The 17,887-nt window shown below is 75.7% G+C and carries 18 protein-coding genes and 1 tRNA gene; 8 read left to right on the top strand and 11 right to left on the bottom strand.

Features of this window, described 5'->3' with window-relative positions; genetic code table 11:
- Positions 1–8: 8 nt before the first annotated feature.
- The 7 genes from ACK586_RS03895 to galU all read right to left on the bottom strand — a co-directional run bounded on the left by ACK586_RS03895 (position 9) and on the right by galU (position 8,443).
- The gene (locus ACK586_RS03895; protein WP_409329136.1) at positions 9–2,819 is read right to left on the bottom strand and encodes a PQQ-dependent sugar dehydrogenase; all 2,811 of its coding nucleotides are present in this window, start codon (positions 2,817–2,819) and stop codon (positions 9–11) included.
- Between the two features lie 205 nt (positions 2,820–3,024).
- On the bottom strand, positions 3,025–4,281 hold the full coding sequence (locus tag ACK586_RS03890) for a 3-deoxy-7-phosphoheptulonate synthase (protein ID WP_409329135.1): 1,257 nt from the start codon (positions 4,279–4,281) through the stop codon (positions 3,025–3,027).
- 81 nt (positions 4,282–4,362) lie between these two features.
- Positions 4,363–4,436, bottom strand: a tRNA-Ala gene (locus tag ACK586_RS03885).
- Positions 4,437–4,554: 118 nt separating this feature from the next.
- A complete protein-coding gene (sepX, locus tag ACK586_RS03880) occupies positions 4,555–5,262 on the bottom strand; it encodes a divisome protein SepX/GlpR (RefSeq protein ID WP_409329134.1) in 708 nt (235 codons plus the stop codon).
- Positions 5,263–5,462: 200 nt separating this feature from the next.
- Positions 5,463–6,086, bottom strand: coding sequence for a GNAT family N-acetyltransferase (locus ACK586_RS03875; protein WP_409329133.1), 624 nt, complete (start codon positions 6,084–6,086; stop codon positions 5,463–5,465).
- A 6-nt stretch (positions 6,087–6,092) separates the two neighbouring features.
- On the bottom strand, positions 6,093–7,496 hold the full coding sequence (gene glp / locus ACK586_RS03870; RefSeq protein ID WP_409329196.1) for a molybdotransferase-like divisome protein Glp: 1,404 nt from the start codon (positions 7,494–7,496) through the stop codon (positions 6,093–6,095).
- Between the two features lie 35 nt (positions 7,497–7,531).
- Positions 7,532–8,443 carry a UTP--glucose-1-phosphate uridylyltransferase GalU gene (gene galU, locus ACK586_RS03865; RefSeq protein WP_409329132.1) on the bottom strand — a complete coding sequence of 304 codons (912 nt, stop codon included), beginning with the start codon at positions 8,441–8,443 and terminating at the stop codon, positions 7,532–7,534.
- A gap of 31 nt (positions 8,444–8,474) precedes the next feature.
- Between galU and ACK586_RS03860 the strand changes: the two genes are divergently transcribed.
- From ACK586_RS03860 to ACK586_RS03850, 3 genes are all read left to right on the top strand, one after another.
- Positions 8,475–9,068, top strand: a complete 594-nt coding sequence (locus ACK586_RS03860; protein WP_409329131.1) for a 5-formyltetrahydrofolate cyclo-ligase — start codon at positions 8,475–8,477, stop codon at positions 9,066–9,068.
- 89 nt (positions 9,069–9,157) lie between these two features.
- Positions 9,158–10,345, top strand: a complete 1,188-nt coding sequence (locus ACK586_RS03855) for a CaiB/BaiF CoA transferase family protein (protein ID WP_409329130.1) — start codon at positions 9,158–9,160, stop codon at positions 10,343–10,345.
- Positions 10,342–11,859 (top strand): carboxyl transferase domain-containing protein, encoded by a 1,518-nt coding sequence (locus tag ACK586_RS03850; protein WP_409329129.1) that lies wholly within the window; start codon positions 10,342–10,344, stop codon positions 11,857–11,859. The genes ACK586_RS03855 and ACK586_RS03850 overlap by 4 nt, the downstream gene beginning before the upstream one ends.
- Before the next feature lie 40 nt (positions 11,860–11,899).
- Here ACK586_RS03850 and ACK586_RS03845 read toward each other — a convergent pair whose 3' ends face one another.
- Positions 11,900–12,400: a MarR family winged helix-turn-helix transcriptional regulator gene (locus tag ACK586_RS03845; RefSeq protein ID WP_409329128.1), complete on the bottom strand. Its 501-nt coding sequence runs from the start codon at positions 12,398–12,400 to the stop codon at positions 11,900–11,902.
- Between the two features lie 42 nt (positions 12,401–12,442).
- Positions 12,443–13,498 carry a class I SAM-dependent methyltransferase gene (locus ACK586_RS03840; RefSeq protein ID WP_409329127.1) on the bottom strand — a complete coding sequence of 352 codons (1,056 nt, stop codon included), beginning with the start codon at positions 13,496–13,498 and terminating at the stop codon, positions 12,443–12,445.
- A gap of 207 nt (positions 13,499–13,705) precedes the next feature.
- Between ACK586_RS03840 and ACK586_RS03835 the strand changes: the two genes are divergently transcribed.
- From ACK586_RS03835 to mscL, 3 genes are all read left to right on the top strand, one after another.
- On the top strand, positions 13,706–14,050 hold the full coding sequence (locus ACK586_RS03835; protein WP_409329126.1) for an FmdB family zinc ribbon protein: 345 nt from the start codon (positions 13,706–13,708) through the stop codon (positions 14,048–14,050).
- A 96-nt stretch (positions 14,051–14,146) separates the two neighbouring features.
- The gene (gene cpaB, locus ACK586_RS03830; protein ID WP_409329125.1) at positions 14,147–14,785 is read left to right on the top strand and encodes a Flp pilus assembly protein CpaB; all 639 of its coding nucleotides are present in this window, start codon (positions 14,147–14,149) and stop codon (positions 14,783–14,785) included.
- A gap of 51 nt (positions 14,786–14,836) precedes the next feature.
- Positions 14,837–15,274: a large conductance mechanosensitive channel protein MscL gene (gene mscL, locus ACK586_RS03825; RefSeq protein WP_409329124.1), complete on the top strand. Its 438-nt coding sequence runs from the start codon at positions 14,837–14,839 to the stop codon at positions 15,272–15,274.
- 72 nt (positions 15,275–15,346) lie between these two features.
- Here the strand turns inward: mscL and ACK586_RS03820 are convergent, their stop codons facing one another.
- Positions 15,347–16,054: a YbaK/EbsC family protein gene (locus tag ACK586_RS03820; protein WP_409329123.1), complete on the bottom strand. Its 708-nt coding sequence runs from the start codon at positions 16,052–16,054 to the stop codon at positions 15,347–15,349.
- Between the two features lie 120 nt (positions 16,055–16,174).
- Here ACK586_RS03820 and ACK586_RS03815 point away from each other — a divergent pair, with 120 nt between their 5' ends.
- On the top strand, positions 16,175–16,537 hold the full coding sequence (locus tag ACK586_RS03815) for a VOC family protein (protein ID WP_409329122.1): 363 nt from the start codon (positions 16,175–16,177) through the stop codon (positions 16,535–16,537).
- Positions 16,534–16,953, top strand: coding sequence for a PaaI family thioesterase (locus ACK586_RS03810; protein WP_409329121.1), 420 nt, complete (start codon positions 16,534–16,536; stop codon positions 16,951–16,953). Before ACK586_RS03815 ends, ACK586_RS03810 begins: the two co-directional genes overlap by 4 nt.
- Positions 16,954–16,959: 6 nt before the next feature.
- Here the strand turns inward: ACK586_RS03810 and ACK586_RS03805 are convergent, their stop codons facing one another.
- Entirely contained in the window at positions 16,960–17,880 is a 921-nt protein-coding gene (locus ACK586_RS03805) for an MSMEG_6728 family protein (RefSeq protein WP_409329120.1), read from the bottom strand.
- Positions 17,881–17,887 lie beyond the last annotated feature (7 nt).

The following is a 17,887-nucleotide window of genomic DNA, read 5'->3' as shown; positions in this document are numbered from 1 at the left end:
CGCGGGCGTCAGTACCTGCGGTCGATGACCGCGCCGGTGCTCGCGTTCCACTGGATGTACCCGCGCTCGAAGTTCACCCGCCGCCCGCCGGGGACGGAGAACTCGGTGCTCGTCGGGTAGCCGAGGTAGGACAGCTCCCACCCCAGCGCCCGCCACCGGGCGAGGATGGCCCCGTACACGGCGTGCGCGCCGGTGCGCGGCGACCAGTAGATCGAACCGCCCTCGAAGTGGTTGTAGCGGCCGATCCGGTCCGGGGTCGTGGTCTCGTTGGTGGTGGGGAAGCCCAGCAGGCCGCCCTCCCAGCCCATGCGGCCCCAGGCCTGGTAGATCGCGCCGTGCACGCTGCGGGGCCCGACGCCGGGTCGCCAGTAGATGCCGCCGTTCTGGAAGTCGTTGTACCGACCTCGGCCGTTCGGGGTGGCCAGCTCCGAGCTGCGCGGGTAGCCGTGGACGGACAGCTCCCAGCCCATCGAGGCCCACAGCCGCCGGATCTCGCCGTAGACGGCGTGGGCGCCGGTGGTGGGCGTCCAGTAGATCGACGACGTGTTGATCCGGAAGTGGTTGTAGCGGCCGCGACCGTCCGGCGTCGGCGTCTCGTCGGTGATCGGCTCACCGAGGACGACGTGCCCGCCGACGGCGAGGTAGGTCGCGAGGATCTGGCCGCGGACCTCGTGGACCCCCTCCGCCGGGGACCAGTACAGCCGCCCGTTCTGGTAGACGCGGTAGCGCACCGCGGCGTCCCCCGCCTCCGGGGCGGTGGCCGGTCCCAGCGCGGTCCGCAGCGCGGCCTCCGCGGCGTACCGGCGGTCGATGGGCGTGAGGTACGTCGAGGTCAGCGCGAGGTCGCCGTCGGGCATCACGAGCTCGCGCTGCCGCGGGGCGCCGTCGTTCCACCGCTCGAAGGTGGCGACGCCGTCGGCGGCCACCGGGGGCGCCGAGATCGAGACGCGGGCACCGGCGGTGACCTGGACGGTGGACCGGGCCACGCCGTTCACCGTCATGGCGGCCGGGGTGGAGGCGTTGAGCGTCAGCGTCCGCATCCGCGGCTGGGCGATGAAGCTCCGCTCCGTCCGGACGCCCCGGGAGTCGGTCGCCGAGGCGATGATCGTCAGGCTGGTCCGGTCGCCGTGGTCGTCGAAGGGCCGGGTGAAGGTCGGGCCGGTGAAGGTCTCGCCCGGGTGGTCGTGGCAGTAGTCGGCGCTGCAGTGGACCAGGACGACGCGCCACGTGACCGGCAGCGGCGCGCCGGCCGAGTCGGTGGCGGTGGCGCTGGCCTGGACCGGGTTGCCCACCGCGAACGTCGCCGTCGGCGGGGGCGCGGTCAGCACCAGGTTCGGCGCCGCCGCCGCGGGCGCGACGGTGAACTCCTTGGTCCCCGTGGCCCCCGCCGGGTCGGTGACGGTGAGCCGCACGGTGACCGTCGCCGGCGTGCTCGCCGCGTACGTCTTGACCGGGCGCACACCGGTCGCGGTGGTCCCGTCGCCGAAGTCCCAGCGGTAGGTGAGCGGATCGCCGTCGAGGTCGCTGGAACGGCTGGCGTCGAAGCTGACCGTCCGGGTGGCCGCGTTCGTCGTGAACGTCGCCTCCGCCGTCGGTGGGCGGTTGCCCGGCAGGTAGACCAGCCGCTTGAGCCGGCTGCCGGCGATGTCGGCGTAGACGATGTCGCCGTTGGTGGCGGTCCCGAAGGCGACGGGCAGGCCGTTCTCGACGCCAAAGCCGGCCGCCTCGGGCTGGCGGGTCAGCCGGCCCTGGGCGTCGTAGCGCAGGGTGTAGACCCGCTGCGAGGCGTAGTCGCCGAAGAAGTAGGCGCCGCGGTAGGCCTCGGGGTAGGCCGAGCCCTGGTAGACGACGCCGCCGGTGATGCTGGTGCCCAGCGGGCCGTGCACGTAGGTCCACAGCGGGGCGGTGTTGGTGACGCCGGCGCAGCCCGGGAGGTCCCGGTAGCCGGGGGTCTGCGTGTTGCCCTCCCAGCACGGCCAGCCGTAGTTCGCCCCGGGGCGGATGAGGTTGACCTCCTCCCAGGTGTTCCAGCCCACGTCACCGAGGATCGGCGCCCCGGAGGTCGGGTCCAGGCTCATCCGGAAGGGGCTGCGGAAGCCGCTGGCGTAGACGCGGCTCTTCCACGACTGCGGGTTCGCCGCGTCGTAGTACGGGTTGCCCGGCACGCCGCGGCCGTCGGGCAGGACGTGCAGGACCTTGCCGTAGCCCTGGTTGACGTCCAGCGACCGCAGTGCCAGCGGGTCGACGACGCGGAAGTCGGCGGCGTCGCCGACGCTCACCCACAGCGTCCCGTCCGGCGCGGCCACGATGTCGGTGAGCGCGTGGACGTCGGAGTTCTGCCGCAGCTCGAAGACGACCCGCTCGCCGGTCAGCCCGGTCGGCTCCGGGGATCCGGTGACGGTCCAGGCGCTCAGCCGGGTCATCCACACGCCGTTCACGGTCAGCGCCCGCGCGGTGTACACTTGGCGGCTGGTCGCGTAGTCGGCGGCCACCGCGATCCCGGACAGGCCCAGGTCCTGCTGGGTGGCGACCGCGAGCGTGGCCAGCGTGCGGGGCACGCCGGCGGCCGACACCCAGGCCACGCGGCCGTTCTTGCCGGTCGTGAAGTAGCTGCCGTCCGGCGCGAAGTCGAAGTCGGTCAGGGTGTCGGCCTGGCCGCTGGGCAGGTCGCGGACGACGAACCCGGCGGGCAGCGTGGGCGCCGCCGAGGCGGTCGGCGCGGGCAGGACGGCGACCACCCCGGCGGCCAGGGCCACGACGAGGCCCAGCCGGACGGTGAGGCCGACGAGTGTCGCCGCAGCGCGACGTGCTCTGAGCATGGTGACGGAGTGTCATGTGTGTTCGCCGCTCTGCACAGCCGCCCCACGGCGAAAGTGCCGATCCCGCGGCAGAAGGCACCCGGAGTGCGGCGATCCGCTGCAGGAACCACCTACAATCGTTACGCAGCGTGGTCCGAACGGGAACGTCCGCCGGCAGACGGGACGCGCGGGCGCGAGCTCACCGGCGGCGCGGGCTGACCGCCGCTCAGGCCGCCGTCCGCCTGGCCCGTGCCGCCCGGGCCAGCTCCTCCAGCAGCGCCTCCGTCGTCGGCAGGTCGACGCAGGAGTCGGTGACGCTCAGCCCGTACTCCAGCGCCGCGGGGTCGCGCTGGTCGAGGTCCTGGCGGCCGGCGCGCAGGTGGCTCTCGATCATCACGCCGCGGATGGCGGGCTCGCCGCCGGCGATCTGCGCCGCGAGGTCGGCGACGACGGCGGGCTGCCGCCGGTGGTCCTTGCGGCTGTTGCCGTGCGAGGCGTCGACGACGACCACCTCGGGCAGGCCCCGGGCCCGCAGCGCCGCCCGGGTGGCCGCGACGTGCGCGGCGGAGTGGTTGGGGCCGTCCTTGTCGCCGCGCAGGATGACGTGCCCGGTCTCGTTGCCGGTCGTGGACAGCTGCGCGGTGACCCCGTGCCGGTCGACGCCGAGGAACTCGTGCGGCGCCCGGGCCGACACGACGGCCTGGACGGCGACCTCGATGCTGCCCTCCGGCGAGTTCTTGAAGCCGACGACGGAGGAGAAGCCCGACACCCGCTCCCGGGCGGTCTGGTCGGTGACGTTGCGCGCGCCGACCCCGTTGTAGGTGACCAGCCCGTTGACGTACTGCGGGGTGAGGGCGTTGAGCGGTTCGGCGGCCACGGGCACGCCCAGCCCGGTGATGCCGATCATCAGCATCCGGGTGGCGACCAGGCCCACGCTGATCCGGTTCGACCCGTCGAGGTAGGGGTCGTAGGCGAAGCCCTTCCAGTCCACCTCGGTCCGCGGCTTCTCGGTGTAGGTGCGCATGAGGATCTCGAGGTCCTCGGCGTGCCGCTCGCGCATCCGGGCCAGGAACGCCGCGTACTCCAGCGCGGCGGCCGGGTCGTGGATGGAGCAGGGGCCGGCGATCACGGCCAGCCGGGGGTCCTCGCCGGCGATGATCGCCGTGGCCGCCCGGCGGCCGGCGCGCGTCGTCGCGGCCGAGGCGGCGGTCAGCGGCACGACGGTGGCCACCGCCTCGGGGGTGACCACGACGCTGAGCCCGGCGATGCGGGCGTTGACCAGGTCGGCGACGTCGACCGGCTCGCCCTCGGCCAGCCCCAGCCGGCGCCGGACGTCGGGCATCAGGCCGGCCTGCAGGAGGTCGACCTGGTCGTTGACCCGCTGCTGGACCGCGAGCAGGTGCTCGGCGATGCGGGCCGCCTCGGGCAGCAGCCGCTCGCCCGGGACCGTCTCGGGCGCGACCGCCCTCTCTCCGTGCACCATCCGCCGTCCTCCCGTCGATCGCACCGACCCCTCAACGACGCAGGGCGCCCTCCGGGTGGAGGGCGCCCTGCGGTGTCGGGGTGGAGCTGAGGGGATTCGAACCCCTGACCCCCTCGATGCGAACGAGGTGCGCTACCGGACTGCGCTACAGCCCCTGACGGACAGAGCCTACCGTCTCCGTGCTCCGCACCGGACCGGGGGTGGCCGCGCGTCCCGGCCCCGTCCAGAGGCTCGTCCCGAGCGTGCGAGGGATGAGGAGGACGGGGTCCTCGTTCAGAGGTTGGCGACCCGGCGCGGCTCGTACTCGTCGATGTCGGCGAAGCCGATGTCGTCGTCGTCCAGGCCCACGACAGCGCTGTTCTGCCAGCCGGCCGGGGTCGCGGCGCGGGCGGCCACGACGCGGCCCGGGCGCAGCGGGTGCACCGGGGCCAGCGGCAGGCTCGGGTGGCGCAGGCCGACGGTGTGGTGCACCGGGCCGGCCTCGACGTCGTGGTCCTCGGCGGACTCCTCCTCGACCACGGCAGGGCGCGGGGCCGGCACCGAGCGGGCGGCGCGGCGGGCGGCCGTCCGGGCGGCGCGGCGGGCGGCGGCCTGCTCGCGCCGGGCGGCGGCGCGCAGGACCGCGAGGTAGGCGACGACCGCGACGTCGAGCAGCACCTGCACCGCCCACACCCACGGGGCGACGACGAGCGCGCCCACGAGGGCCAGCAGCGCCAGCGCGACCAGGCCGGCCAGCGTTCGGCGGCGCACGGCGTGCACGTCGACCCGCAGCTCGCCGGTCTCGCGCAGGACGCCGCGGTCGACGGCGACCCGCTCGGTGGAGGCGTGGACCACCGGGTCCACCACCCGCCGGCGCTGCAGCGTACGGCCGGAGTCGCCCGCCACCGGTCGCGTCCGCTCGTCGCCGCGGGTGACCACCATCGGCACCAGCACGACGAACCAGAGGACGACCAGCGCGGCCAGGAGCACACCCGATCCCATGAGAACACCACCCGTCACACGAGTCACTTGCCGCGGCAGGTTATGCAGGTCGCCGCCCCATTCGAGGGAGGCGCGCGGTGTGTCGCCGGAGTGTTGTGTGACGGGAGTGCCACGGGGGCGGCGTGTCGACACGACGACAGCCGGGGACCGGCCGGTTCCGTGCTAGGCGGAGGCCCATCCATACCCACCCGGGGAGCGGGTCAACCGCCGGCGCGGGCCTGCCAGTGCGCGACCACGCCGCGCGGGTGGTCCTCGGCCAGCAGCGCGTAGGTGTAGTGGTCGCGCCAGTCGCCGTCGATGTCCAGGTAGCGGCGCAGCAGGCCCTCACGGCGGAACCCGAGCCGCTCGACCAGGCGCTGGCTGGGAGCGTTCTCCGGCCGGATGTCGGCCTGGAGCCGGTGCAGCCCCGCCGGGCCGAACGCGTGGTCGCACACGAGCGCCACCGCGAGGGAGGCCATGCCGCGTCCGGCGACCGCGCGGTCCAGCCAGTAGCCGACGTTGCCCGAGCGCAGCGCGCCGCGGACGACGTTGTCGACGGTGACCTGGCCGGCGAGCCGGCCCTCGACCCGGATGGTGAAGGGCAGGGTCAGCCCCGTCCGCGCCCGTTGCAGCACCCGGCGGCGCACCGTGCGGAACGCCGCCGGCGTGTGCCGCACCGCCCAGGGTTGGACCGCCGTGGGTTCCCAGGGGCTCAGCCAGTCCTCGTTGGCCATCCGCACCCGGCTCCACTCGGCGGCGTCGGACCGGCGCAGCGGGTGCAGCTCGACCGGCCCCCACCGCAGCGTGGCCGGCCACCCGGGCCGCAGCGCAGGGTCGGAGAGCACGCCTGCTCAGCCGCCGAGCAGCAGGGGCATCACCGTCACGAGGCCGCCGGCGGCCACCTCGGTGACGTCCTCGTCCACGACGACGAGGCAGTTGGCGCGGGCCATGCGCGCGAGCATCGCCTCGTCGCCGTCGCCCAGCGGCTCCACCACGTAGCCGCCGTCGGGGTGGCGCATCACCTGCCCGTGCAGGTACTGGCGGTAGCCCAGCGGGGAGAACACCGGCTGCGCCGCGATGGCCTGCACGGTGCGGCGGAACAGCTGGCGCTTGCCCAGCATCAGCCGGATCGCCGGGCGGACGAACACCTCGAAGGCCACCAGCGCCGCGACCGGCTCGCCGGGCACGACGATGACCGGGACCTGCTCCCGGCCGATCCGGCCGAAGGCCTGCACGGGTCCGGGGTGCATCGTCACGGGACGGAACCGGACGTCGCCGAGGGCGGCCAGCGCCTCCCGGACCGGGTCGCCCTCCTCGGCGAAGGTGCCCGAGATCAGCACCAGGTCGCTGCGCAGGGTCTGGCTCTCCAGCACCTCCGACAGCCGGCGCGGGTCGGCCGGCACGATGCCCGAGCGGTAGGCGTCGGCGCCGGCGTCGCGGGCCGCCGCGGCGAGGGCGTAGCTGTTGACGTCGACGGCCTGCCCCGGCGAGGGATCGGCGGCGATGTCGACGAGCTCGCCGCCCGCGGAGAGGATCCCCACCCGCGGGCGCGGGCGGACCAGCACCCGCTCGCGGCCGACCGCGGCCAGCAGGCTGATCTGCGCGGGCCCGATCGGCGTCCCGACGGCGACCGCGGGCGTGCCGGGCGCGACGTCGTCCCCCGCGCGGCGGACGTAGTTGCCCGCCGCCACCCCGGCGTGCACCGTCACGGTGACCACGCCGCGGTCGGTCCAGACCGCGGGGACGACGGCGTCGGCGCCGCCGGGCAGCAGCGCGCCGGCCGCCACCTTCTGCGCCAGGCCCGGACCGATGGACGACGGTCCGGACGCCCCCGCGGTGGTCTCCCCCACGACCGACAGCGGGACCGGGGACTCCAGCGTGGCGGCGGCCACGTCGGCGGCGCGGGCGGCGTAGCCGTCCAAAGCCGCCTGATCGTGGGCCGGCAGGGCGCGCTTGCTCACGACCTCCTCGGCGCAGAGCAGCCCCTGCGCGTCGAGGACGGCCAGCTCGATCGGGTCGGGTTGCGGCACCGCGGCGAGGATCTCGTCGAGGTGCTGCTCGACGGTGCGCGGCAGCGGTGGCTCCGGCGTCCCCGGGGGCGGCGGCACCGCCGAGGGGTCGATCTGCGCCGTGTGCTGCACCGAGCTCCCGCCCGTGCCGGCGCCGGGCAGCACGGCCCCCGAGCGCAGGTCGAGCGCCGTGGTCTCCCGCTGCTGCCGCACGGTCGACCCGGCCCTGTCGTCGTCCACACCCATCACGACCGTCGATGCTCCCCCCTGCGGGGCGCCGGTCAGGCCTGCGACGCGCCCTCGGCGGGCAGCTCGGCCACGAACTCGGTCAGCCAGGCGCGCAGCGGCGGGCCGAGGTCGTCGCGCTCGACGGCCAGCCGGACGACGGCCTTGAGGTAGTCGAGCTTGTCGCCGGTGTCGTAGCGGCGGCCGTCGAAGACCACCCCGTGCACCGGCTCGCCGCGCTCGACGAGGGTGGCCAGAGCGTCGGTCAGCTGGATCTCCCCGCCGCGGCCCGGCGCCGTCTCGCGGAGCACGTCGAACACCTCGGGCGCCAGCACGTAGCGGCCGATGATCGCCAGGCTGCTGGGCGCCTCGTCGACCGGTGGCTTCTCCACCAGGCCGGTGATCGTGACGACGCCCCGCTGCTCCTGCTCCTCGATCGCCACCGCGCCGTACTTGTCGATGTTCTCCGCGCCGACGTCGAGCAGCGCCACCACGCACCCGCCGTGCTCGGCCTGCACCGCCAGCATCTGCTCGAGCAGGTGGTCGCGGGCGTCGATGAGGTCGTCGCCGAGCAGGACGGCGAACGGCTCGTCCCCGACGAAGGCGGCGGCCTGCAGCACGGCGTGGCCGAGGCCGCGGGCCTCCCCCTGGCGGACGAAGTGCACCTGCGCGACGTCGGTGGACTCGTGGACCGCCGCCAGCCGGCCGGCGTCCCCCTTCTTCTCCAGCGCCGCCTCGAGCTCCGGCGTCCGGTCGAAGAAGTCCTCGATCGCGGCCTTGTTGCGGCCGGTCACCATGAGCACCTCGCCCAGCCCGGCGCGGGCCGCCTCCTCGACGATGTACTGCAGCGCCGGCCGGTCGACGACCGGCAGCAGCTCCTTCGGCACCGCCTTGGTGGCGGGCAGGAAGCGGGTCCCCATCCCGGCGACGGGGATGACGGCCTTGCGCGCGGCACGTGAGCTGGGCATGTCGCGGAGCGTATCCAGCTAGCCTGCGCCGGTGACTCCCCCGGACGAGGTGGGCGCGGTCAAGTCCGCCGTGCGGGCGCGGCTGCTCCGGGCCCGGCGCGCCCGTCCGGAGGGCGACCGCGCAGCCGCGGCCGCCGCCGTCACGACGGCGCTGCTGCGGGGCCTGGCCGAGGTCCGGACCCTGGCCGCCTTCTGCCCCGACGAGTTCGAGCCGGGCCACGGGCGGCTGCCGGCGGCCTTCACCCAGCTGGGGTCGCGGGTGCTGCTGCCCGTCGTCGCCGAGGGCGACACGGAGCTGCGCTGGGCCGTCGACACCGGGCGGCTGGCGCCGGGGAGGTTCGGCCTGCTGGAGCCGGTCGGCCCGCGGCTAGGGCCCACGGCGATCGGGACGGCGGAGGCCGTCGTCCTCCCGGCCGTGGCGGTCGACCGCGCAGGCGTGCGGCTGGGCCGGGGCGGCGGGTTCTACGACCGGGCGCTGGTGCACTCCCGGCCCGGTGCGCTGCTGGTGGCCGTCGTGTACGACGACGAGCTGGTCGACGAGCTGCCCGCCGAGGCGCACGACCGCCGGGTGGGCGCCGTCGTCACCCCCTCCGGCGGCTGGCAGGCTCTTCCCGACGGCCGCTGAGCGCAGCGGCCGCGGCCCGCCGTGGCGAGCCGGTGCGGACCGGTCACCGGCCGGGGCGCCGGCCGCTCGGTGAACGATCGGAGGCTGCCGTGCCCGGACCCCTGGACGGGATCCTCGTCGTCGACCTGACCCGGGCGCTGGCCGGCCCGCACGCCGGGATGATGCTCGGCGACCTGGGTGCCCGCGTGATCAAGGTGGAGAGCCCCGGTAGCGGGGACGACACGCGCGGCTGGGGCCCGCCCTTCGTGACGCCCGAGGAGGGCGACCGGGAGTCCACGTACTTCCTGTCGGCCAACCGCAACAAGGAGTCGCTGACCCTCGACCTCAAGGACGACGGCGACAAGGAGCTGCTGCGGGAGCTGGTCCGCCGCGCCGACGTGCTGCTGGAGAACTTCCGCCCCGGCACGCTGGCCCGCCTCGGCTTCGGCACCGACGTGCTCGCCGCACTCAACCCGCGGCTGGTGACGCTGGCGATCAGCGGCTTCGGCCACGACGGGCCCGAGGGCGGCCGTGCCGGCTACGACCAGATCGCGCAGGGCGAGGCGGGGCTGATGTCGCTGACCGGCTCCGGTCCCGACGACCCGCAGCGCGTCGGCGTCCCCGTCGGCGACCTGCTGGCCGGGATGTACGGCGCCTACGGCGTGCTCGCCGCGCTCCTGGAGCGCGAGCGCACCGGCCGCGGCCAGGTGGTGCGGACGTCGCTGCTCGCGGCGATCGTCGGCGTGCACGCCTTCCAGGGGACGGCGTGGACGGTCGGCGGCCAGGTCAACCGGGCGCAGGGCAACCACCACCCCTCGATCGCGCCGTACGGGCTGTTCCGCTGCGCCGGCGGCAGCGTGCAGCTGTCCTGCGGCTCGGAGTCGCTGTGGCGGCGGCTGTGCGCGGAGTTCGGACTGGACCCCGAGGCCGAGGGGCTGGCCACCAACGGCGAGCGGGTGGGCAACCGCGACCGCGTCATCGCCCTGCTCGAGGAGGCCTTCGCCGGCACCGGGCCGGAGGACCTGCTCGCCCGGCTGGCCGCGGCCGGGATCCCGGCGGGCAAGGTGCGCACGCTCGACGAGACCTACGGCTGGGAACAGACCCTGTCGCAGGGGCTGCTGGTGGACGTCGAGCACGCGACGCTGGGCCGGCTGCAGCTGCCCGGCCCGCCGCTGCGGTTCTTCGCCGCGGGTCCCGACGGCGAGACCGAGACCACCCGCCGGGAGCACACCGCTCCCCCCGTGCTCGGCGCGGCAGACTCCGACCTCCGCGCCTGGCTCACCGAGGGGACCACATGACCGGCACCGACGCCCGCACGCTCCGCGACCGGGTGCTCGACCCGGGATCGTGGACGTCGTGGGACTCCCCGATCCCGGTCCGCGACGTCGACCCGGGATACGCCGAGGAGCTGGTCAGGGCCGCGGAGAAGACCCGCCAGGACGAGGCGATCATCACCGGCGAGGGGCTGCTGCGCGGCCGCCGGGTGGCGGTCGTGGCCGGGGAGTTCGGTTTCCTCGCCGGCTCGATCGGGGTGGCCGCCGCCGAGCGGCTGATCGCCGCGGTGGAGCGGGCCACCGAGGAGGGGCTGCCGCTGCTGGCCGCACCCGTCTCGGGAGGCACACGGATGCAGGAGGGCACCGTCGCCTTCCTGCAGATGATCGGCATCACCGCCGCCATCGCCCGGCACAAGGAGGCCGGGCTGCCCTACCTGGTGTACCTGCGGCACCCGACCTTCGGCGGGGTGCTGGCCTCGTGGGGGTCGCTGGGGCACGTGACGATCGCCGAGCCCGGCGCCTCCATCGGCTTCCTGGGGCCGCGGGTCTACCAGGCGCTGTACGGCGAGCAGTTCCCCGAGGGCGTGCAGACCGCCGAGCACCTGGCCGAGCGCGGGCTCATCGACGCCGTGGTCGCGCACGAGGACATCGCCGACGTCGCCGACCGGGCGCTGAACGTGCTGGCCGCGCGGCAGACCTGGCACCTCGACGTCCGCGATGCGCAGCGCCCGACCGCCGAGGACGGCACGGACGCCGACGACCCGGAGGACGGGCGCTCCGCGTGGGACGTCGTCACGGCCTCGCGGCGAGCCGACCGGCCGGGGGTGCGACGGCTGCTGCGGACGGCCGCCACCGACGTCGTCGGCCTGTCGGGCACCGGCGCCGGGGAGAAGGACCCCGGCCTGCTCCTGGCGCTGGCCCGCTTCGGCGGGGCGCCGTGCGTGGTGCTGGGGCAGGACCGGCGCGGGCAGTCGCTGTCGGCGCCGCTGGGGCCGGCGGCCCTGCGGGAGGCCCGGCGCGGCATGCGGCTGGCCGCGGAGCTGCGGCTGCCGCTGGTCACCCTGATCGACACCCCCGGCGCCGCGCTGTCCCGCGAGGCGGAGGAGGGCGGGCTGGCCGCCGAGATCGCGCGCTGCCTGCAGGACCTGGTGATGCTCAAGGCGCCGACGATCGCGGTGCTGCTCGGCCAGGGCACCGGCGGCGGCGCGCTGGCGCTGGTGCCCGCCGACCGGGTGCTGTCGGCGGCCAACGGCTGGCTGGGCCCGCTGCCCCCGGAGGGCGCGAGCGTGATCGTGCACCGCACCGTGGACCGGGCCGACGAGATGGCCGCGAACCAGGGCGTGCGGTCCACCGACCTGTGGCGGGCCGGGATCGTCGACCGGGTGGTGCCCGAGCGCCCCGACGCCGCCGACGAGCCGCAGGAGTTCTGCCTGCGCCTGGGCCGGGTGCTCGGCGAGGAACTGGCCGGGCTGCTGGGCCGCGACGACAACGAGCGCTTCCGCAGCCGCCTGCACCGCTACCGCCACCTGGGCCGCTGACCCCTGCCCGCGGCAGCTCCGGGGAGCCGCCGCGGGAGGGTCAGCGCTCGGGAGCGGCGTCGGCGCCGTGCTCCACCCGGAGGCTGTGGTCGGGGTCGAGGCGCTCGAGCACCTGCTCCAGCGCCTCGCGCAGCACCCGGGTCTGCTCCGGCGTCATCGCGTCGAACATCGCGGCGCGGACGGCCTCGACGTGGCCCGGCGCCACCTGCTGGACGACGTCCCACCCCGCGTCGGTGAGGACGGCGAGGTTGCCCCGGGCGTCCTCGCTGGCGCGTTCCCGGCGCACCCAGCCGCGCTCCTCCAGCCGGCCCACGGTGTGCGACAGCCGGCTCTGCGACTGGTTCGCCCGGCGGGCCAGGTCGCTCATCCGCCGGGCCCGGCCGGGTGCCTCCGACAGCATCGCGAGGACGACGTAGGCGGCGTGGCTCAGCCCGGCGTCCCGCCGCAGCTGGGCATCGAGCACCCGCGGGACGAGCTCGCTCACGCTCAGCCACGCGCGCCACGCGCGCTGCTGCTCGTCGTCCAGCCACCGGGTCGTCACGGGCCGACGGTACGGCTCGCGCCTGCGCGCCCGGTCCGCCCGTCAGGGACGGGCCTCCAGCACGAGGTTGAACGGAGTCTCGGCGGCCCGGCGGACGCGGCCGAAGCCGGCCTGGTGCAGCACCTCGGTGAGCCGCGCCTCGCCGGCCTGCGCCCCGAGCGCCGTCCGCGGCTCCTCCGTCTTGGAGTGGGCCACGCACAGCACCGTCGACGCGCCGTAGTAGAGGCGCCCGACGGGGTTGAGGTTGTCCTCGAGCCGGTCGCCGGCGTAGGGCTCGACCACCAGGAAGGTGCCGTCGGGAGCGAGCGACTCGCAGACGTGGCGGGCGGCGCCGACCGGGTCGGGCATGTCGTGCAGTGCGTCGAAGACGGTCACCAGGTCGTAGCCCTCGCCCGGGAAGTCGGCCGCGCGGGCCACCTCGAAGGACACCCGGTCGGCCAGCCCGGCCTCGACCGCCCGCTTGCGCGCCTGGTCGATCGACGCGTCGTGGTAGTCGAAGCCGGTGATCCGGGACGCCGGGAAGGCGGCGGCCATCAGCAGGCTCGAGGAACCGTGGCCGCACCCGATGTCGGCGACCCGCGCACCGGCCTTCAGCCGCTCCTCCACGCCGTCGAGCGCCGGGATCCACGACGACACCAGGTTGGCCGCGTAGCCGGGGCGGAAGAACCGCTCGGTCCCCTCGAACAACGCCGGGTCGTGGGCGTGCCAGGGGAAGCCCTCGCCGGTGCGGACCGCCTCGGCCAGCCGGTCGGCGTTCTTGATCGCCGCGAGCGGGATCAGGAAGGCCGCGGCGGCGTTCATGCCGTCCGGCGCCGCCAGGACGAAGGCCTGCTCCTCGGTGAGGGAGAAGCGGCCGCTCGCCGCGTCGTAGGTGACGTAGCCCCCGGCGGCCTGCGCGGACAGCCACTCGCGGACGTACCGCTCGTCGGCCCCCGCCGCGCGGGCGACCTCGGCGGGCTCGGCCGGCATCACCTCCAGCAGCGCCCGGTAGAGCCCGAGCCGGTCCCCGAGGACCGCCCCGAGCACCTGGAAGCCGGCTCCGGCGTCGACGACGAATCGCCCGAGCAGGTCGTTCAGCTTGGCCTCGTCCACGGTCATCGCAACTCTCCCGATGGAGTCCTCCCCCGTGGCGGATGCAGTCGTCCCCGTGGCGCACCACTGTCCCGCCGCGTCCCCGCGCGTCGCCAGGGACCGAGGACCCCGGGTGATGGACGGACGGCGCGCGAGGGCGCATCATTGGCAGTCGCCGGGGCAGAGTGCCAGCCCGGCGCGCCCCACTCCGCGTCCGACCAGGAGCATCCCGCCGTGCCGACCTACCAGTACGCCTGCACCAACGCCGAGGGAAAGCACGAGTTCGAGGTCGTGCAGTCCTTCACCGACGCGCCCGTCAGCGAGTGCCCGCAGTGCGGCGCCCCGGTGCGCAAGGTGTACGGCTCGATCGGCGTCGTCTTCAAGGGCTCGGGCTTCTACCGGACCGACAGCCGCACGTCCGCCTCCTCGAGCGAGTCCTCCTCGGGGTCCGACGGCGGTAGCAGCACCAAGAAGGAGCCGGCGGCGAACAGCACCTCCTCGTCGTCGTCCTCGTCCTCCTCGTCGTCCTCCTCGTCGTCGTCCTCGGGCAGCGGCGCCAAGGCGGCCGGCGCCGGCTGAGCTGCCGCGGGCGGCCCGCCGTCCACAGCCCGCACCGCCTTCCACACCCTCGCGGCCGGTCGCCCACCCGGGCGGCCGGCCGCGCACGGTCGGGGCATGATCCGCCTGCGCCGCCCCCGATCTGTCGTCCACCTGCTCCGCCGCTTCCTGGCCGGGGCGCTGGCGGTACTGGCGCTCGTCCTCGCCCTGCGCCCGGGACCGGCGGAACCCGCTGCCGATGACCGCGGCGTGCCCGTGGTCACCGCCGCGGCGGACCTGCCCGCCGGCACCGTCCTGACGGGTGCGCACCTCGCCGTCGCCGCACTGCCGGTGGCACCCGGCGGAGCCGCCGCCGACCCGCAGGCCCTGCTCGGGCGCACGCTGGCCGGCGCGGTGCGCGCCGGGGAAGCGGTGACCGACGTCCGCCTCGTGGGTTCCGGCCTCACCGCTCTGCTGCCGCCCGGCACGGTCGCCGCCCCGGTGCGCCCGGCCGACGTCGCGGTGAGCGGGCTCGCACGTCCCGGGGACCGGGTCGACGTGCTCGCCACCGCCGACGGCGACGCGCAGGCCCGCCGGGTGGCCGCCGGCGCGCTGGTCCTGCTCGCCTCCCCCGGTCCCGACGACCCGGCCGCGGGGCTGCTCCTGCTGGCCGTCGACGCCGGCACGGCCGCGGAGCTGGCGGCCGCGGCGACGACCGCGACCCTCACCCTCAGCCTGCCGCCGCCGTCGCCGCCGCCGCTGACGGCGTCGCCGTGACGCTGGGTACCGCACTGGCGCCGTTCCGCGAGGCCGTGCGTCAATAGGCCCATGATCAAGGGCTTCAAGGACTTCCTGATGCGCGGCAACGTGGTCGACCTGGCCGTCGCCGTCGTCATCGGCGCGGCCTTCACCGCGGTGGTCAGCGCGTTCTCCGACTCGTTCCTCACCCCGCTCATCGCCGTCTTCGGCGGGGGCGGCGACCTGGGCGGGACGTTCACCGTGAACGGCCAGGTCTTCGACTACGGCGCCTTCATCAGCCAGGTGATCACCTTCGTCATCACCGCGGCGGTCGTGTACTTCCTGGTGGTCGTGCCGCTGAAGAGGATCAGCGACCGGCGCAAGCGCGGCGAGGAGGCCGGGCCGGCCGAGCCCACCCAGGTGGAGCTGCTGGTGGAGATCCGGGACCTGCTGCGTGCCCAGCAGGGCGCCGGCCCCGGCACCAGCACCGCGGGGCCGGGCACGACGACGCTGCCCGGTCAGCTCTGAGGACCTGCCGTCCGGCCCCCTCCAGGGTCCCGTGACGCGCGCAGCGTGCCGCGGGGAGGAGGGGGTCCTTCTTCAGTCGCGGCCCCAGTGCGGAGGGCGGTCCGCCAGGTAGCGGCGGTCGTCCTCGGCCGGGTCGGCGGGGCGATCGCCCCAGCCGAGGTCGTGGTCGTCGGGCGCCCGCTCCCGGACCGGAGCGGGCGGCGCGGCCGGGCGGGGCTGCTCCGGCGGCAGCGGCCGGCCCAGCCCGTCGAGCACCTCGGCGCCGGGGAGGGCCGCGAGCACCGGTCCGGGGACGGCGAGCTTGCTGCCGCGGGTTCCCGAACCGACGACGACGAGGCCGGCGGCGGCCACCACAGCGTCGACCAGCAGCGGCCAGTCCGCGGGCAGGCCGACGGGCGTGATGCCCCCGTAGGCCATGCCGCTGCCGGCGACCGCGACGTCCTGCGGCGCGAACGAGGCCTTGCGGGCGCCGAGGTGGCGGCGGACCAGCCCGTTGACGTCGGCCCGCGTGGTCGCGGGCACCAGGCACGCGGCCAGCGTCGTCTCCCCCGACCGTCGGGCGGCGACGACCACGCAGTTGGCCGAGACCGCGAGCGGGACCCCGTAGGCCTCGCTGAACGCGGCGGTGTCGGCCAGGTCCTCGTCGATGGCGGCGACCCAGCCGGCGCTCCCCAGCGCGGGGAGGGCGGCGGCCACCGGCCCGCCGAGCAGCTCGGGGTGCGCGGCCGCGGGGAGCCAGGTCAGGGAACCCAGGGTGGGGGCGGGATCGGCGTCGGGCACGGCACCGATCCTCCGTCACCACCGGGATGCGGCGCCCGGCGGGCAGGACGGCCGGATCACCGCGCTTCCTGGCCGGATCACCCTGGGCCGGATCCGCCCGGCGCCGCCAGGATGAGGTCCATGATCGGCCAGCTGCACTCCGTCGTCATCGACGCGCCCGACGCGCACGCCCTCGCCACCTTCTACGCAGAGCTGCTCGGGATGGAGATGAGCAAGGGCGGCCCCGGCGACGACTGGGTGGTCGTCACCGGGCAGGGGCACCGGCTGGCCTTCCAGCAGGCGCCGGACCTGCAGCCGCCGGACTGGCCCGACCCCGACCGGCCGCAGCAGTTCCACCTCGACGTGTTCGTGGCCGACGTCGACGCGGCCGAGCCGGAGGTGCTCGCGCTGGGCGCCCGCACGCTGCCCGGCGGCGGTGGTGACTTCCGCGTCTACGCCGACCCGGCCGGCCACCCGTTCTGCCTCGTCTGGGACGCCGCATGAGCAGCGACCTGCCCGCGGTGGACCTGACGTCGGCCAGCCCCTTCGTGGCGGCCACGGCCTTCGACGTCACCGAGGCCACCGGCACCCGGGTGGCCGGCACGGTGGACAGCGGGCCGCAGCAGCACACGCCGTGGGGCGTGGTGCACGGCGGCCTCTACTGCACCGTCATCGAGTCCGCGGCGAGCATCGGGGCGAGCGCGGCCGTCGCCGACCGGGGTCAGTTCGCCGTCGGCGTCAACAACTCGACCGACTTCCTGCGGCCGATGACCGCCGGCCGGCTCGACGTGGTCGCCGAACCGATCCAGCAGGGCCGGACGCTGCAGCTGTGGCAGGTCGTGCTCACCCGGGCCGAGGACGGCAAGGTCGTCGCCCGCGGCCAGGTCCGGCTGCAGAACGTGCCCCTGCCCCCGGCCTGACGGGTCTCAGGCGCTGGGCACGTGCCCGGGGTCGAGGACGACGGAGAACAGCGCCCGCGGGTCCTGCAGGGTGGCCGGCGGGCGGGCCGCCGAGCGCGGGACGACGCGGTCCCAGCGGGCCGGACGGCGGTGCGGCAGCAGCTCGCGGCCCTCGAACCGGTAGGCGCCGACGACCTCGCCGAGCAGCAGCCCCGCGCCGTGCTCGATCGGGAGCCCGACCAGGTCTCCGGGGGCCATCTCGTCGAGCAGGGCCGACAGCTGGCGCAGGTCCTTGGCCGGCCGCCGTCCGGAGAGCTCCTTGGACAGCGCCCGCAGCTCGGCGGGGGTGAGTCCGGTGGCGTCGACGTCGATGCCCGACTGGGTGCCCAGCCCCACGACACCGGCGGCCAGGCAGGCGCCCAGCTCGTTGTGCGACCGCGGCCGCACCACCCAGACGCGCACGCCGTCCGGTGCCGGGGCGGGCGGGACGTCGTCGGGCTCCGGCCACACGTAGGGCAGGTCGTCGGGCTCGGAGCCGAACCGCTCGGTGAACAGCGGCCGGTAGAACTCCGGCTCCTTGGCCAGCAGGTTCGACCGGTGCGACAGGTGCAGGGCGGGGTCGCCCAGCCACGACGGGAGCAGGCCCGCGCGGGCGAGGTCCTCCTGCGGGGTGTCCACCACGTCGGGTGCGAACTCGCCGATCAGCGTGTACGTGCTGTCGGCGAAGCCGCGCTCCCGCCAGATCCGCACCATCGCCAGGCCGTAGGCGACCAGCGCCGGCGTCCGCCCCCGCCACATGCGTGTGACCGGGTGGGACACCCAGCCGTAGTCGGGCAGCTCGAGCGCGCGGAGCACCTGGAGGGTCTCGACCCGCTGCTTGCCCAGCCGCGGGGAGTCCAGCAGCCGCGCGCTCTCGGCGAAGTCGGCGACGGGCAGGAAGGTCTGCATCGCCGCC

This window comes from Trujillonella humicola (assembly GCF_046233715.1).
GTDB classification, from domain to species: Bacteria; Actinomycetota; Actinomycetes; order Mycobacteriales; family Geodermatophilaceae; genus Trujillonella; species Trujillonella humicola.
Note: the sequence above shows the minus strand (reverse complement) of the source record. Positions and strands in the feature narration are given on the sequence as shown.